Source organism: Vibrio sp. 10N.261.52.C2 (assembly GCF_041471425.1).
Taxonomy (GTDB): domain Bacteria; phylum Pseudomonadota; class Gammaproteobacteria; order Enterobacterales; family Vibrionaceae; genus Vibrio; species Vibrio crassostreae_C.
On record NZ_JBFROH010000030.1, the window covers coordinates 51,002 to 65,351 of the forward strand.

The following is a 14,350-nucleotide window of genomic DNA, read 5'->3' on the forward strand; positions in this document are numbered from 1 at the left end:
TAAAAACGGCATGCAATACTTTCTGTAAAGTATTCATTTAATGGATTTTTATGCGAAATAACCTCTACATTTTGCTTTGATTTAAGCCCTTGTTGAAACAGAAAATCTCAGGGTTTTTGGGGCGATAATGCCCTCAAGTACATGAAAAAAAATGCGGGCTTTATCCAAGGGCTAAATCCCAAGTTCGCCGCCCGCATTTCCCTGTCATTACACTTAACTTGTCAATGTCTCGCGAACAAGTGAGTGCTTAACTTCTTAGTTGTTTCGATTCTTAGCTGTTTAGGTAATTAACTGCCTAGTGTTGCAACCATTACTGCTTTGATGGTGTGCATGCGGTTTTCAGCTTCATCGAACACGATAGAGTATTCAGACTCAACTACCTCATCAGTCACTTCCACACCGTCTTTTAGCTGTGGATATTCAGCCGCAAGTTGTTTGCCTACCGTGGTATCTTCGCCATGGAAAGCTGGCAGACAGTGCATGAATTTCACATGTGGGTTACCCGTTGCTTTCAGCATTTCCATGTTCACTTGGTAAGGCATCATTAGGTTGATACGCTCAGCCCATGCTTCTTTCGCTTCGCCCATAGATACCCAAACGTCGGTGTACAGGAAGTCACAACCTTGCACGCCTTCTTGAACATCTTCAGTCAGTGTAATTTTGCCACCTGTGTGCTCTGCGATTTCACGACATTGAGCCAGTAGCTCTTCTTGTGGCCAGAATTGTTTTGGAGCAACAAGGCGAATGTCCATACCCATTTTCGCAGCGCCAACCATTAGAGAGTTACCCATGTTGTTGCGAGCATCACCTAGGTAAGCAAAGCTGATTTCATGCAGTTGTTTACCACGGCCGTATTCCGTCATGGTTAGGAAGTCAGCAAGAATTTGTGTAGGGTGGAATTCGTCAGTCAGACCATTCCATACTGGAACTCCAGCGTAAGCGCCGAGCTCTTCAACGATTTCTTGACCGAAGCCGCGGTATTCAATGCCATCGTACATACGGCCAAGAACGCGAGCGGTATCTTTCATTGATTCTTTGTGGCCAATTTGAGAGCCAGATGGGCCTAAGTAAGACACGCGAGCGCCTTGGTCGAATGCCGCTACTTCGAATGCACAGCGAGTACGAGTTGAGGTTTTCTCAAAGATAAGCGCAATGTTTTTGCCAGTCAGTGTTGGCTGTTCGTAACCGTTGTACTTCGCTTTTTTTAGCTCCATAGAAAGATCTAACAAGTGTTGAATTTCGCGTGGAGTGAAATCTAGTAGCTTTAGGAAGTTACGATTGCGTAGGTTAAAAGCCATGATGTATTCCTTCTTAGATTTAGGCGCTTTCTTGTTACAGGGAAAGAAAATTCAAGAAAGCGCGATTCAATTTTTGTGTATTAATTTCAGTTCAAACGGCGATTCAGTTTTCTCGCAAGGTTTGAAAAGCTCGCGAGTAGATTAATCTTTGGTGATGTTGGTGCCTGCCAAGCCTTGCAGGATTTGCAAACCATCTTCGAGTGCACCAATACCGACGACTTTGCCGCCTTGCTGAATGAATTCGCACGATGCTTCAATTTTTGGTCCCATAGAGCCTGCATCAAATTCGAATTTCGCCAGTTCACTTGGTGTGGTGCTGCGCAGTGCGTGTTGAGTCGGTTTGCCCCAATCAAGGTAAACAGCGTCCGCGTCGGTCAAAATAAGCAGTGCATCCGCATCCAGTTGTTTCGCTAAGAAAGCCGCTGACATGTCTTTGTCGATAACCGCTTCAACACCCACTAATTTGCCGTTCTCTTTTTTCACTGGGATGCCACCGCCGCCAGTACAAATCACTAGGTGGCCTGCATCGATAAGTTGGGTGATCGCTTCGTGCTCAACAATGCCAGTAGGGCGTGGGCTTGGCACAACGCGACGGAAGTGTTGGCCATCTGGTTTGACGATCCAGTGGAATTTCTCCGCCAATTCACGCGCTTCCGCTTCTTCGTAGATCGGGCCAATCGGCTTCGTTGGATCGGCGAATGCAGGATCGTTTGGATCAACGGTCATTTGCGTCAACATGCACGAGATGTTGCGGTTAGGTAGATAGTTCTTGAACTCTTGCATCAGCATGTAGCCGATCATGCCTTGAGTCTCACTGCCCAATACATCTAGCGGATACGGGTTTACTTTTTTGTATTCCAAACCTTGCAGAGCCAGTAAACCAACTTGTGGGCCATTACCATGTACTAGAACCACGTTGTACACTTTCGCGATTTCAGAGATGGTTTTAACCGCTGTTTCAATATTACGGCGTTGAACATCGGCTTCTAACGGCTCACCGCGACGAAGTAGGGCATTACCGCCGAGTGCAACAACAACAGTTTGCTTAGTCATAATTGTGTTCTCTCATTTTGGCCAAGCTGAGATTATTTAAGATCATTCAACTTGGCCGTTTTCGTCTTAGTGATTAGATACCATCACGCTCAATTGGGCAGCTCATGCAGCGTGCGCCACCGCGACCGCGGCCAAGTTCATCTCCAGGGATAGGAAGAACTGTGATGCCTGCTTTATCGTATTTTTCATTGGTGTAGGTGTTGCCTTCGTAGCCAATCACAACGCCAGGTTTAACCGTTAGAACGTTGTTTGCATCGTTCCACTGTTCACGTTCTGCATGGAAGTTGTCACCACCGGTCGTGATTAGGTTTAGCTTGTCTACGCCAAGTGCTTTTTCGATAGCTGTTACGAAGTAGCCTTCTTCTTTCACTTTCACTGCGCCAGACTCATCACCAGTTAGGTTCCAGCACTGTACGTCTTTACTCACCACTTCCGGGTAAACAGAGAACGTATCTTCGTTCATGTGCGTCATAACGGTGTCTAAGTGCATGCAAGAGCGGTGTTTTGGTAGCTGCATTGCGATAACTTGTTTCGCTTGACCGTGTTTGAATAGGCTAGATGCTAAGTGCTCAACACCTTGTGCTGTTGTACGCTCAGACATACCGATAAGAACCGTACCGCGACCGATTACAAGAACGTCACCGCCTTCAATGGTTGAGTTGTCGTAGCTGATGTTTTCTTCATCGCCGAAGTACTTAATGAAGTCTTGGCCAGCAAATGTTGGGTGCCAGCGGTAAATAGCGCGAACGTGGTTGGTTTCACGTTGACGAGCAGGTTTCGCCATCGGGTTGATGGATACGCCACCGTATACCCAGCAAGATGTGTCACGAGTAAATAGGTGGTTTGGTAGCGGTTCGATAATGAAGTCGGTTGGTGCGTGCATGCCTTGCATCATTGAAGATGATTTCATTGGCATCTCAGCGTAAGACAGACCACCCGTTAGGATTTTTGCTAGTTCTAGGTTTGGTAAGTCGCCCAAGTAGCAGCGCACATCGTTAGCAAAGGTTTTGCCTAAGCGGTAATCAGAAACTTGATGATTCAAAAGCCAATCTTTCGCTTCTGGCACTGCTAGCGTGTCTGCTAGTAGGTCAGTAAGAAGAAGAACTTCAACACCTTGATCACGCAGCGTTTGAGTAAATGCGTCATGCTCTTTACCAGCACGTTCAACAGCCAGTACGTCATCAAATAGTAAATCGTGACAGTTAGAGGGTGTTAGGTGAGTCAGTGCGCGTCTTGGACGGTGAACTAGAACGCGGCGTAATTGACCTATTTCAGAACCTACATAGAACTTACTCATGATCGTCTCTCTCTTATATATTTGAATTACTTTTATCGCTAAGAGTAATTATTTATTTTCAGTTGAGAAGAATGAATTATTTATTCATATCTCTTGTCTGGAATTAATATTACGCCTGCTAGTCAGGTATTCTTAGAGATCTATCACAAATCGTTTTTTATCCCGCAGCCCTTTAAAATTAAGGGTTTTAACAAACTTTATGCACTTTCAGTTATGAATAATACATTCTAAATAGTTAGCAGTTAGGGAACTTTATGCACGCTTTTTTGACGAAACTTACTAGAATCTAATTTACGAGAGATTATATGCAGAATAGTTTTATTGATAAGAGTGTACTTAGCTTGGAAGTATGCAGTGTTTTTATTTAGATATTTAATTTTGGATGTGGAATTAATTGTTTATTAACAAAGTAAATGCGAATAAAGCTGTTGCGATCACATTTTAAAATCGGCTGTTTAAGTGTGTTTTTTGATAGAAAAGGGCATTAATCCTCGTCTGTTTATTAGGTTATTAATTACTTTAAATATAATTAACGCTAATAAGTGACTAACTATTTGTTTAAACATCATGGTTGAAAATAGAGTGTTATTTCATCAAGAAAATTAGATGTTTAAAAGTAGGATTGATTCTTCTATTGCGAGTGCTTTGAGTTTGGTTGAGCTTGGCTACGAACAGAAGAACCTTGAATATCGCGTGTATGGCTTTGAGGAGCTGTTTCAGTGGCAGAGGGTTACATTGAGAGGGAACAATAAAAAAGCCGCTGTGAGAAGCGGCTTTGGATGAGAAAGGAGTGAAGTGCTGTTAGTTAGATCAGCGCACCAATACTCAGTACAACAATGCAGAACACCATCAATATACCGACTAGTGGCATCACCCATTTAACCCAGCGCACGTAAGGGACACGAGCAATCGCCAAACCACCCATCACCACCGCGGAGGTTGGGGTGATTAGGTTCACCAAGCCAGATGCAGATTGGTACGCAGTGATAACCAAGTCACGACCTACGCCAGCAAAGTCGGCCAGTGGTGCCATGATTGGCATGGTCAGTACCGCTAAGCCAGAGGTCGATGGCACTAAGAACGACAGTAGAATCTCTAAGAAGAACATCACGTTAATGAAGATAACCGAAGAAAGCCCCGTTACCATCTGTTCTGCTGAGAAGAGAATGGTATCGGTGATCATACCGCGGTCCATCACCACTACGATACCACGTGCAATACCTATGATGAGCGCAACGCCAAGTAGGTCGCGGGCACCATCAATGAAGCTGGTGGTAAACTCTTCTTCGCTCATGCGAGCCACAATACCAACGATGATGGTTGCTGCTAAGAACATCGCTGAGATCTCAGCCATCCACCATCCAGCAACGGATACACCATAAATCATTACAGCGAACGAGCCACCAAAAATGGTCAGAATCAGTTTGCGAGTCGCGGTGAATTCAAGTTTTTCGCCGCTCGCATTACCTAAGAAGTGCGCTTTGTTCTCTTCGTATTTGTCGTAGACAATTGATGTTGTTGGATCGGCTTGAACCATTCTTGCGTAACGCATTACGTAGACAACACAAATACCCCAACCAATAATCAACATCGCAATGCGCAACACGATACCGTCTGTAAATGGAATACCAGAGGCGTTGGCAGCGATCACGGTTGCGAATGGGTTAATCGTTGAACCCAGCACCCCAATACCTGCACCAAGCAGTACGGTCGCAGCGGCAACAAGAGGGTCAAAGCGAGCTGCCATCATTACCGGCACTAGCAATGTATAGAAGGGCAGTGATTCTTCCGCCATGCCGTAGACGGTACCACCTGCGGCAAATAGCGCCATCAGTATTGGTATCATCAACTCTTCTCGCCCTTCTAAGCGGGCGGTGACGCGCTCGATACCGGCATCAATGGCACCCGTTTTGGTTACTAGCCCTAAGAAGCCACCAATGATTAAGATGAACAGCGAAACGTCGATAGCCGCCGCTTCATAGCTATTGTGGTCATAGAAGCCGTCAATAGGCGCGAGCAGTACATCAATCACGCCTTGAGGGTTACCTTCTACCGCTTGATAGGTTCCGGTTACGGGTACTTCTCGGCCTAGCTCTTCATTCATTGCACGGTCGTATTGGCCTGCTGGAACAATCCAGGTAAGCAGTGCGACGAACGCAATCAGAATAAATAGAATGGTGTAGGCAGAAGGGAATTTAAAGTTGGCAAAGAAGCCGCCCTTTTTTTTCTCGCTTGGTATCGTTTGAGTTGTCATGGCTATCTCCTTACATCATCTTAAATAGAAGTGATGTGAATTAGCGACTAATGATTTATAGATTGTAAATACACGGACACTTATAAAGCACTCAACGATATAAAGTTGCTGACTTTAAATTAAGGTTGTTTTTATATTTACTAATCCAAATGAAGTTAGATTTAATTTAGCTGCGGTTATTTTATTCCTTACTCCGGTATTTAAGTTTGGTGCTGTTCACAAAAATAATGGCTAATAAAAGGGCTGAAAAATGGCAGAAAATCGTCAAGGTTTTTTGGTTAGTTAGCTTGGATTAATATTCGTTTTGGATTAACTGGAAGTGGAAGGAGATTGATTTGGTAGGTGTTGTTTATGATTAGGCAGAATAATCTTGGAATTTTATTCAAACTTTATTTTTAGGCGGTTTTTAAAGTTTATAATGGTTATTTGATGCGTATCAAATAACACATTGAGCAGAAAACAAAAAAGGAAGCCGAAGCTTCCTTTTAAATGTTCAATCACCAGCGAATGTTAGATAAACAGACCGCCGAATGCGAAGCCGAGTGCTACCGCAGTACTGATTGTTACCACACCTGGAATGAAGAATGGGTGGTTGAATACGTAGTTACCGATACGCGTTGAGCCTGTGTCATCCATCTCAACCGCTGCTAGTAGCGTAGGGTAAGTTGGAAGTACGAACAGCGCACTTACCGCAGCAAAAGAAGCAACGGCTGTTAGTGGTGCTACGCCAATCGCTAGTGCTGCAGGCATCAGTGCAACTGTTGTTGCGCCTTGAGAGTAAAGCAGCATAGAAGCGAAGAACAGAACAAGAGCCAGCATCCATGGGTAGTCAGCCAGTAGAGCGCCTGCTACGTCTTTGATTTCAGCAACGTGTGCGTTTACAAACGTTGAACCTAACCAAGCCACACCAAGTACACATACACATGCCGTCATACCAGAACGGAACGTTGGTGCTGAAGAAATCTTCGCTGCATCAATCTTAGTGAACATCACGATAGCCGCTGCTGCTGCCAGCATTACAGACATGATCGCTTCGTTACGACCTAGCGCCGGGTTTTCAATTAGGCCAACAGAGCTAGAGATAGCCGCTGCGTAACAAACCACGAAACCAATTGCAGCTAGGAAGATGTACGTTGCTTTCTTCGCTGTAGGTAGAATTTCGCGTTTCTCTTCTGTTGCTAGCTTGATTAGACCTTTCTCTAGACGTTCTTGATAAACAGGATCGTCTTTCAATTCGCTACCCATGTAGTTAGCAACAACCGCACCAACCATACAAGCGATGAAGGTTGTTGGGATACAAACCATCAATAGCGTTAGGTAATCAACACCAAATGGTGCCAACATTGCTGCGAAAGCCACAACTGCAGCCGAGATTGGCGAAGCTGTGATAGCAATTTGAGAAGCGACAACTGCGATAGACAGTGGACGAGAAGGACGAACACCTTGGCCTTTTGCTACTTCTGCAATAACAGGAAGCGTAGAGAATGCTGTGTGACCAGTACCCGCCATTAATGTCATTACAAAGGTCACAATCGGCGCGTAAAAGGTGATGCGTTCAGGGTGTTTACGCAAAAAGTTTTCGGCAATTTGTACCAACCAGTCCATACCGCCAGCAACTTGCATTGCAGCAATTGCGGTGATAACTGACATGATGATCAAGATTACGTCGATCGGGATGAAAGATTGGCTTGTTGGAACGCCAAGAATAAGTGAAAGGGCAATAACACCAGCACCACCGGCAAAACCAATACCGATACCGCCAATTCTGGCCCCCAAAAAGATAAAGAGCAGGACGACAAACAGTTCTACTGCAATCATAAGTAACACCTCATTTAGATTTTATTATGTGAACATTCGCCGCTGGAATGTTCACATAATAGTTCTATGGTTTAGATTCAATTTGGCAAAAGCGCAACCAACGGAAATCCACAAAATAATCATGGTTAACCGTATTGGAGCCTAAAAAAGGGCTCCGTTTGGAACCCTTTCTCGCTAACTTTATTCGTAGCGCTTCGCTTTATACTGAGGATGCATCAAATTTTCAACAGAGAAAATGTCATCAAGTTCTTCTTCGGTCAATAAACCGCGTTCTAGAACTACATCACGAACACTCTTACCTGTTTCTGCACAGATCTTACCAACAATGTCACCTTCGTGGTGGCCAATGTATGGGTTTAGGTAAGTGACGATACCGATAGAGTTAAATACGTGCGCTTCACATACTTCTTTGTTTACCGTAATGCCGTCTACACACTTGTCGCGCAGGTTCACACAAGCGTTTGTCAGAATGTCTAGAGACTCAAACATGCTTTGTGCAATAACAGGTTCCATTACGTTCAGTTGAAGTTGACCACCTTCCGCAGCGAAAGAAACCGTGTTGTCGTTACCTAGAACTTTGAAGCAAACTTGGTTTACTACTTCAGGTACAACTGGGTTTACTTTAGCAGGCATGATTGAAGAACCTGCTTGCAGTTCAGGTAGGTTTAGCTCGTTCAAACCAGTACGTGGACCTGAAGAAAGTAGACGCAAGTCGTTACAGATCTTAGATAGCTTAACTGCTAGACGCTTAAGTGCGCCGTGCGTCATTACGTATGCGCCACAGTCAGACGTTGCTTCGATTAAATCTTCAGCCGCTACACACTCTAGGCCTGTTACTTCTGCTAGGTGTTTCACTGCTAGGCCTTGGTAACCCGGTGCTGCGTTCAGACCTGTACCGATAGCCGTTGCGCCTAGGTTTACTTCAAGCAGTAGTTTTGAAGTGTATTCTAGGTTTTTGATTTCTTCATTGATGGTTACAGCCCAAGCGTGGAACTCTTGGCCAACCGTCATTGGAACTGCGTCTTGAAGCTGAGTACGACCCATCTTCAAAATCGTGTTGAATTCTTGGCTCTTAAGCTCGAATGCACCTTTTAGGTATTCGATCGCATCAATCAGTTTACGAACGCTGTTGTAAACAGAGATACGGAAGCCAGTTGGGTAAGCACAGTTTGTAGATTGGCTGCGGTTTACATGGTCGTTCGGGTTGATGAACTCGTATTGGCCTTTTTCTTTGCCCATAAGTTCAAGAGCCACGTTCGCAACAACTTCGTTTGCGTTCATGTTTACAGAAGTACCAGCACCACCTTGGAAAACGTCCGATGGGAACTGATCCATGCACTTACCCGTGTCTAGAATTAGGTCACAAGCTTGGATGATGTATTTAGCCACTTCGCTTGGAATTACACCTAACTCTTTGTTTGCTAAAGCCGCTGCTTTCTTAGTCATCACCATACCGCGAACGAATTCAGGTACATCTGAGATCGTTACATTTGAGATGTTGAAGTTTTCAACTGCGCGTAGAGTGTGGATGCCGTAGTAAGCATCAGCCGGAACATGACGTTGACCTAATAGATCTTCTTCGAGACGAGTAGCTTGAGGAGCTTCAACTTGAGCTTCTGATTGAGTAGCCATAACAGGATCCTTAGAGAATTATTCTGATTATATAGTTAGTTATTAGCCTATTCTGTGTGCAAATACTCCGTTCGCTAGAATATTGGGCTGATAAATCCGTCCTGACTTATGTGGCACATGATACTGTACTTAGCGCATAAAAATATTAAGTGGATCACCTTTTTCGGTTTTGTTTCGTCAATATTTTGCAAAGTTATTCTTGGTCAATAAACACGCTTATTTACAGGATAAATTTGAGATTGTTAGGGCTTTCAGCGTAAACTGCAAGTAACAAAGGAGGGCGTGTGTTTCCTATCTTATTATTACTATTTATCTTCGTACCCATCATTGAGATTGGGCTATTTATTCAAGTTGGTGGCTTCTTAGGATTGTGGCCAACTATTGCGTTGGTTTTGATCACTGCATTTGTGGGTGCATCGCTGGTTCGTAGCCAAGGCATTCAGACACTTATGTCTGTGCAAGGTCGTTTGCAACAAGGCGAAATGCCAGCACAACAGATTCTTGAAGGCGTGATGCTTGCAGTTGCCGGTGTATTGCTGCTGACTCCGGGTTTTATGACGGACGCACTCGGTATGTTGGTATTATTGCCAGCACCAAGAGCGATGATTGCCAAGAAAATGATGGAAAAAATGGTGGTGACCAACATGTCTGGTGGTTTCCATGCCGGTGGACAAGCTGGTTTTGGCCAGAGCCCATTTGGACAAGACCCATTCAATCGCGATCCATCTGACCAATCAAAAGACGGCAACACCTTTGAAGGTGAGTTTGAGAAGAAAGACGACGACAACGATCGTAACCGCTTAAACTAATTAATTTTTTCTCTCTTTATATAGAGGGAAAACAGAAAAGGCTCTTACCTTTATCCTTCGCAAGAAAGTGATAATGGTAAGAGCCTTTTTTATTGTCTGTCGCTAGCTGTTACTTACTGTTTACTATCGATAACAGATAACAGATAAGCTTGAGTGTTCGGTTATACCGCGCCTTCAAAACCCATTTGTCGCCATGCTTCAAAAGCAATGATTGCCACTGCGTTAGACAGGTTGAGGCTGCGTGCGTCTGGCATCATTGGAATACGAATACGTTGTTCCATTGGCATACTTTCGATGAATTCAGCAGGCAGCCCGCGAGTCTCTGGGCCAAACATCAACACATCACCTTGTTGGAATTTTGCATCAACGTGGTGACCTGTCGTTTTAGTGGTGCAGGCAAAGATGCGGAAGTCACCCTCGCGTTCATTCTCAAGATACTCAAGGAAAGCTTCTAGGTTCTTGTGACGCTTAACTCGCGCAAGGTCGTGGTAATCCAAGCCAGCACGACGAACCTTCTTCTCTTCAAAATCAAAGCCAAGCGGTTCAATCAGGTGCAGGTTTGCGCCGCAGTTAGCACATAGGCGGATGATGTTACCCGTATTGGGTGCAATTTCTGGTTCGTATAGAGCGATATCAAACATGTTGGTTCACAAGAGTAATCAAAGATAGCCCGAGTATACGGTGGCAAGCTGAGTGAGTACAGTTCACCACCATTCGCTTACGCTTTATTCGCGAGTGCTTGTGCGTAGTTTTCAGCAACCGCCTTCCAATTCACCACATTCCACCATGCATTGATGTAATCAGGACGACGGTTTTGGTAGCTGATGTAGTAGGCGTGTTCCCAAACATCGAGCGCGAGAATCGGTTCGCCATCACTGACAACGGTATCCATCCACGGATTATCTTGGTTCGAGGTTGAGATGATCTTCAGTTGCCCTTGCTCTACCACTAGCCAAGCAAAGCCGGAGCCAAAGGTATTGATCGCCGCTTGGGCGAACTGATCTTGGAATGTCTCGAAATCACCGAAGGTACTCTTGATAGCCTCACCAAGCTCGCCCGTAGGTTCACCACCGCCGTCTCGCGACATGCAGTTCCAGTACAAGATGTGATTGTAGTAGCCACCGCCATTGTTACGAACAGCCGGGCTGTGCTGAGAGATGTTGGCGAAGATCTCGGTCAGAGATTGCTGTTCTAGCTCGCTGCCAGACACCGCCGCAACAAACTTATCGTAGTAGGTTCTATGGTGCTTGCTGTAATGCACTTCCATTGTCTTAGCGTCAATGTAAGGCTCTAGGGCATCGTAAGCGTAGGGTAAAGCAGGGAAAGTGTGCGACATGGTAAATCCTCCTTAATTAGAGGATTTACCATAATGGTAATGACAATCATTATCAACTGCGATCTTTGTGGGGGTATTACACCGGTAAGATAGGCAGGGTGATTTCGAGTTGTAATCCACCGAGCTGGCTGCGGGTTGCGGTGATGGTTCCGCTGTGTTGGCGAATCGCACTTTCAGTAATGGTTAATCCAAGCCCTGTGCCGCCAGAGTTTCTGTCACGCGCTGTTGAGACACGGTAAAAAGGTCTGAAGATAGAATCGAGTTCATCCTCTGGAACACCATCACCATTATCATTGACGCAAATTGTTAGCTGATCTTGAACCACATGGAACTGTACATCCACTTGGTCTTTACCGTAGTAGATGGCATTGCGTGTAATGTTGTCTAGCGCACTCATCAGCAGTTTAGGGTTCCCCGAAATAGAGCGTTCTGGGATCTCCGAGAACGTCAGTTGTTTGCCCATCTGTTCGGCTTCAAACTCTGCGTCTTTTAAGATCTCTTCCCATAGGCTCGAGATAGGCTGAACCTCACGAGTAATATGGCTGTCGACCTGCATACGAGATAGCGTCAGCAGCTCACTGATCATCTGTTCCAAACGCTGTGCTTCGGTATCAATGCGTTCTAACTCTTGGCTCTCGCCTTGTTTACGAATCGCCAGTGCATTGGCCATGCGCAGGCGAGTCAGTGGGGAGCGTAGTTCGTGTGAAATATCAGAGAGTAGGCGCTGCTGCCCTGAGATCATCTGGTTCACCGCTTCGACCATCTGGTTAAAGCTCTCACCTGCTTGTCTGAACTCTGAAGTACCTTTTTCGAGTGTTGGATCGACCTCGAATTGACCTTTCGCCACGCGTTGTGCCGCGCGTTCTAGCCTGCGAGCGGGTTGACTCAGTGCCCAAGCTAACCAAAGTAATAGCGGGGTACTCGCCAACATCACGGCAAGCAATAGCTGCAGAGGTCTATCAAACAGGCGCAGTAAGAATGGCGGTGGTTGGTTCCACTTCACTCCGGCATACATCAGCAACTCTTCACCAGCGAGAGTAATTGGCACTGGCCCTGCGACCATGTAGTGTCCGTAGAGTTTTTGCTTCGGTATCTCAGGGTTATCAATCGAGGTAACAAAGTTACGAATCGCCTTTAGCTTATAGTCTGAATGCCTTTTCGAGGTAAGGACTGCGCCCTCAAGATCGGTCAGGTAGATGCGAGCTCTAGAATCCTTGCGGCTGCGTGGCGCCTCCAGTTGGAAGACAATCTTGCCCAGATTAGGTTCTTTGGCGTAGCGTTTCTCTGTGATTTTAGCGATACGCTCGAGTTTATCGAGGTGATCTGCGGGCACATCTCGCGCGACTCGAGGGTCTAAATGGGGAAGTGACAGCACCGACAAAAGCACCAGTAACATGGTGAACCAAAAGATAGCAAAGATACGTCCATATAAGCTGGTGATTTTAGGTATACGCATTAATCTTCCTCTACCAATAAGTAGCCACGGCCTCGTAAGGTTTTGATGCGTGATTTGCCGTCAGTGCGCTCAGGAATCTTCTTACGTAGATTAGAGATGTGCATGTCTATCGCGCGGTCAAACGCTGCGAGCCTTTTACCCAGCACATCCAAACTCAATGCTTCTTTGGTGATCACTTGCCCTGGGTTTTGGATAAGGTGACTCAGTAGGGCGAACTCGGTTGTGGTGAGGTCGATGAGCTCCCCATTGCAGTAGGCTTCTTGTTTGCCAGGGAAGACTTCGATGTCTTGATATTGAACTCTATCACTGGCCGCCTTAGGTGCGGTGTTGGTTTGAGTACGACGCAAGATAGCTCGAATACGAGCTAACAACTCTCGGTCACTGAAAGGTTTAGGCAGGTAATCATCCGCGCCAAGTTCAAGACCAATCACACGGTCGATCTCTTCGCCTTTTGCGGTCAGCATCAGCACTGGTGTTTCCCAATTTTCTCTCAGTTTCTTTAGTGTTTCCATGCCATTAAGACGCGGCATCATCACATCCAAAAGAATCAGGTCAATCTCATCATTGATAGCTTCCAGCCCTGCATAGCCATCATTGGCTTCGGAAACAGTGAAGCCCTCAAAGCTCAGAATGTCTTTGAGTAAGCTGGTTAACTCGGTGTCGTCATCAATAAGAAGAATGTTCGCCATTGGGAAGCCTTAATCGGTTATCTACTATTTACAGGTTAATAATACTGCTAATTATTCGTCAACTTTCACTCTTTACGATTCTTTACGCTTTCTAAACGTCACTTTACGAGGGAAAGACTAATCTATATCTAAGCGCTGAGAAACAGACGCAACACATGACTTATTATACCGAATTGAGGCAACAATTATGAAAATGACTAAGAAACTTGTACTAGCAGCTGCGGCACTTCCACTAATGTTAGGTACAGCAAGCGCGTATGCTTACGGTGGTGGTGATAAAGGTGACCACAAAGGTATGCACGACAAGTGTGGCGGTTTCGATAAAAAAGTAATGCGCCAACTAGACCTAACCGACGCTCAAAAAGAACAGTTAAAAGAGATGCGTGAAGCAGACCGTGCTGAGATGAAAGCAAAGCGCGGTGCAAACAAAACGGCAAAAATGGCGCAAATGAAAGCGCATCACGAAAAGGTTCAAGCATTGGTACTTGCTGACAACTTTGACGAAGCAGCAGCAAACGACCTAGCAAGCCAAATGGTTGAGAAGCAAACTGAGCGTCGCGTAGCAATGCTTAAGAAGCAACACCAAATGATGAGCGTACTAACGGCTGAGCAAAAGACTCAACTGAAAGAAATCCAACAAGAGCGCATGACTAAGTGTGCTGACAAAATGGGAAAACGCATGAACAAAGACAAGTAATTCATTGCTTG

The 14,350-nt window shown here is 45.4% G+C and carries 12 protein-coding genes; 2 read left to right on the forward strand and 10 right to left on the reverse strand.

The window, feature by feature from the left end:
- Positions 1 to 287 precede the first annotated feature (287 nt).
- The 6 genes from AB4307_RS11800 to aspA all read right to left on the reverse strand — a co-directional run bounded on the left by AB4307_RS11800 (position 288) and on the right by aspA (position 9,352).
- Positions 288 to 1,298 carry an ornithine carbamoyltransferase gene (locus AB4307_RS11800; RefSeq protein ID WP_017062722.1) on the reverse strand — a complete coding sequence of 337 codons (1,011 nt, stop codon included), beginning with the start codon at positions 1,296 to 1,298 and terminating at the stop codon, positions 288 to 290.
- 141 nt (positions 1,299 to 1,439) lie between these two features.
- Positions 1,440 to 2,351, reverse strand: coding sequence for a carbamate kinase (arcC, locus tag AB4307_RS11805; RefSeq protein WP_017062723.1), 912 nt, complete (start codon positions 2,349 to 2,351; stop codon positions 1,440 to 1,442).
- Between the two features lie 73 nt (positions 2,352 to 2,424).
- Positions 2,425 to 3,648 (reverse strand): arginine deiminase, encoded by a 1,224-nt coding sequence (gene arcA / locus AB4307_RS11810; RefSeq protein ID WP_017062724.1) that lies wholly within the window; start codon positions 3,646 to 3,648, stop codon positions 2,425 to 2,427.
- 805 nt (positions 3,649 to 4,453) lie between these two features.
- Positions 4,454 to 5,902, reverse strand: coding sequence for a YfcC family protein (locus tag AB4307_RS11815; protein ID WP_017068849.1), 1,449 nt, complete (start codon positions 5,900 to 5,902; stop codon positions 4,454 to 4,456).
- A 510-nt stretch (positions 5,903 to 6,412) separates the two neighbouring features.
- Entirely contained in the window at positions 6,413 to 7,720 is a 1,308-nt protein-coding gene (locus tag AB4307_RS11820; RefSeq protein ID WP_017061168.1) for an anaerobic C4-dicarboxylate transporter, read from the reverse strand.
- 180 nt (positions 7,721 to 7,900) lie between these two features.
- Positions 7,901 to 9,352: an aspartate ammonia-lyase gene (gene aspA, locus AB4307_RS11825; protein ID WP_017063668.1), complete on the reverse strand. Its 1,452-nt coding sequence runs from the start codon at positions 9,350 to 9,352 to the stop codon at positions 7,901 to 7,903.
- A gap of 284 nt (positions 9,353 to 9,636) precedes the next feature.
- Between aspA and AB4307_RS11830 the strand changes: the two genes are divergently transcribed.
- Positions 9,637 to 10,161, forward strand: coding sequence for an FxsA family protein (locus AB4307_RS11830; protein ID WP_012604974.1), 525 nt, complete (start codon positions 9,637 to 9,639; stop codon positions 10,159 to 10,161).
- A 161-nt stretch (positions 10,162 to 10,322) separates the two neighbouring features.
- Here the strand turns inward: AB4307_RS11830 and trmL are convergent, their stop codons facing one another.
- The 4 genes from trmL to AB4307_RS11850 form a co-directional block, all read right to left on the reverse strand.
- Positions 10,323 to 10,802 (reverse strand): tRNA (uridine(34)/cytosine(34)/5-carboxymethylaminomethyluridine(34)-2'-O)-methyltransferase TrmL, encoded by a 480-nt coding sequence (gene trmL, locus AB4307_RS11835; protein WP_009844716.1) that lies wholly within the window; start codon positions 10,800 to 10,802, stop codon positions 10,323 to 10,325.
- Positions 10,803 to 10,879: 77 nt separating this feature from the next.
- On the reverse strand, positions 10,880 to 11,497 hold the full coding sequence (locus tag AB4307_RS11840) for a superoxide dismutase (protein ID WP_017066564.1): 618 nt from the start codon (positions 11,495 to 11,497) through the stop codon (positions 10,880 to 10,882).
- 76 nt (positions 11,498 to 11,573) lie between these two features.
- The gene (gene cpxA / locus AB4307_RS11845) at positions 11,574 to 12,953 is read right to left on the reverse strand and encodes an envelope stress sensor histidine kinase CpxA (protein ID WP_017068848.1); all 1,380 of its coding nucleotides are present in this window, start codon (positions 12,951 to 12,953) and stop codon (positions 11,574 to 11,576) included.
- The gene (locus tag AB4307_RS11850; protein ID WP_017061163.1) at positions 12,953 to 13,642 is read right to left on the reverse strand and encodes a response regulator; all 690 of its coding nucleotides are present in this window, start codon (positions 13,640 to 13,642) and stop codon (positions 12,953 to 12,955) included. The genes cpxA and AB4307_RS11850 overlap by 1 nt, the downstream gene beginning before the upstream one ends.
- Before the next feature lie 187 nt (positions 13,643 to 13,829).
- Between AB4307_RS11850 and AB4307_RS11855 the strand changes: the two genes are divergently transcribed.
- Positions 13,830 to 14,339 (forward strand): CpxP family protein, encoded by a 510-nt coding sequence (locus AB4307_RS11855; protein ID WP_229647415.1) that lies wholly within the window; start codon positions 13,830 to 13,832, stop codon positions 14,337 to 14,339.
- Positions 14,340 to 14,350: the final 11 nt, after the last annotated feature.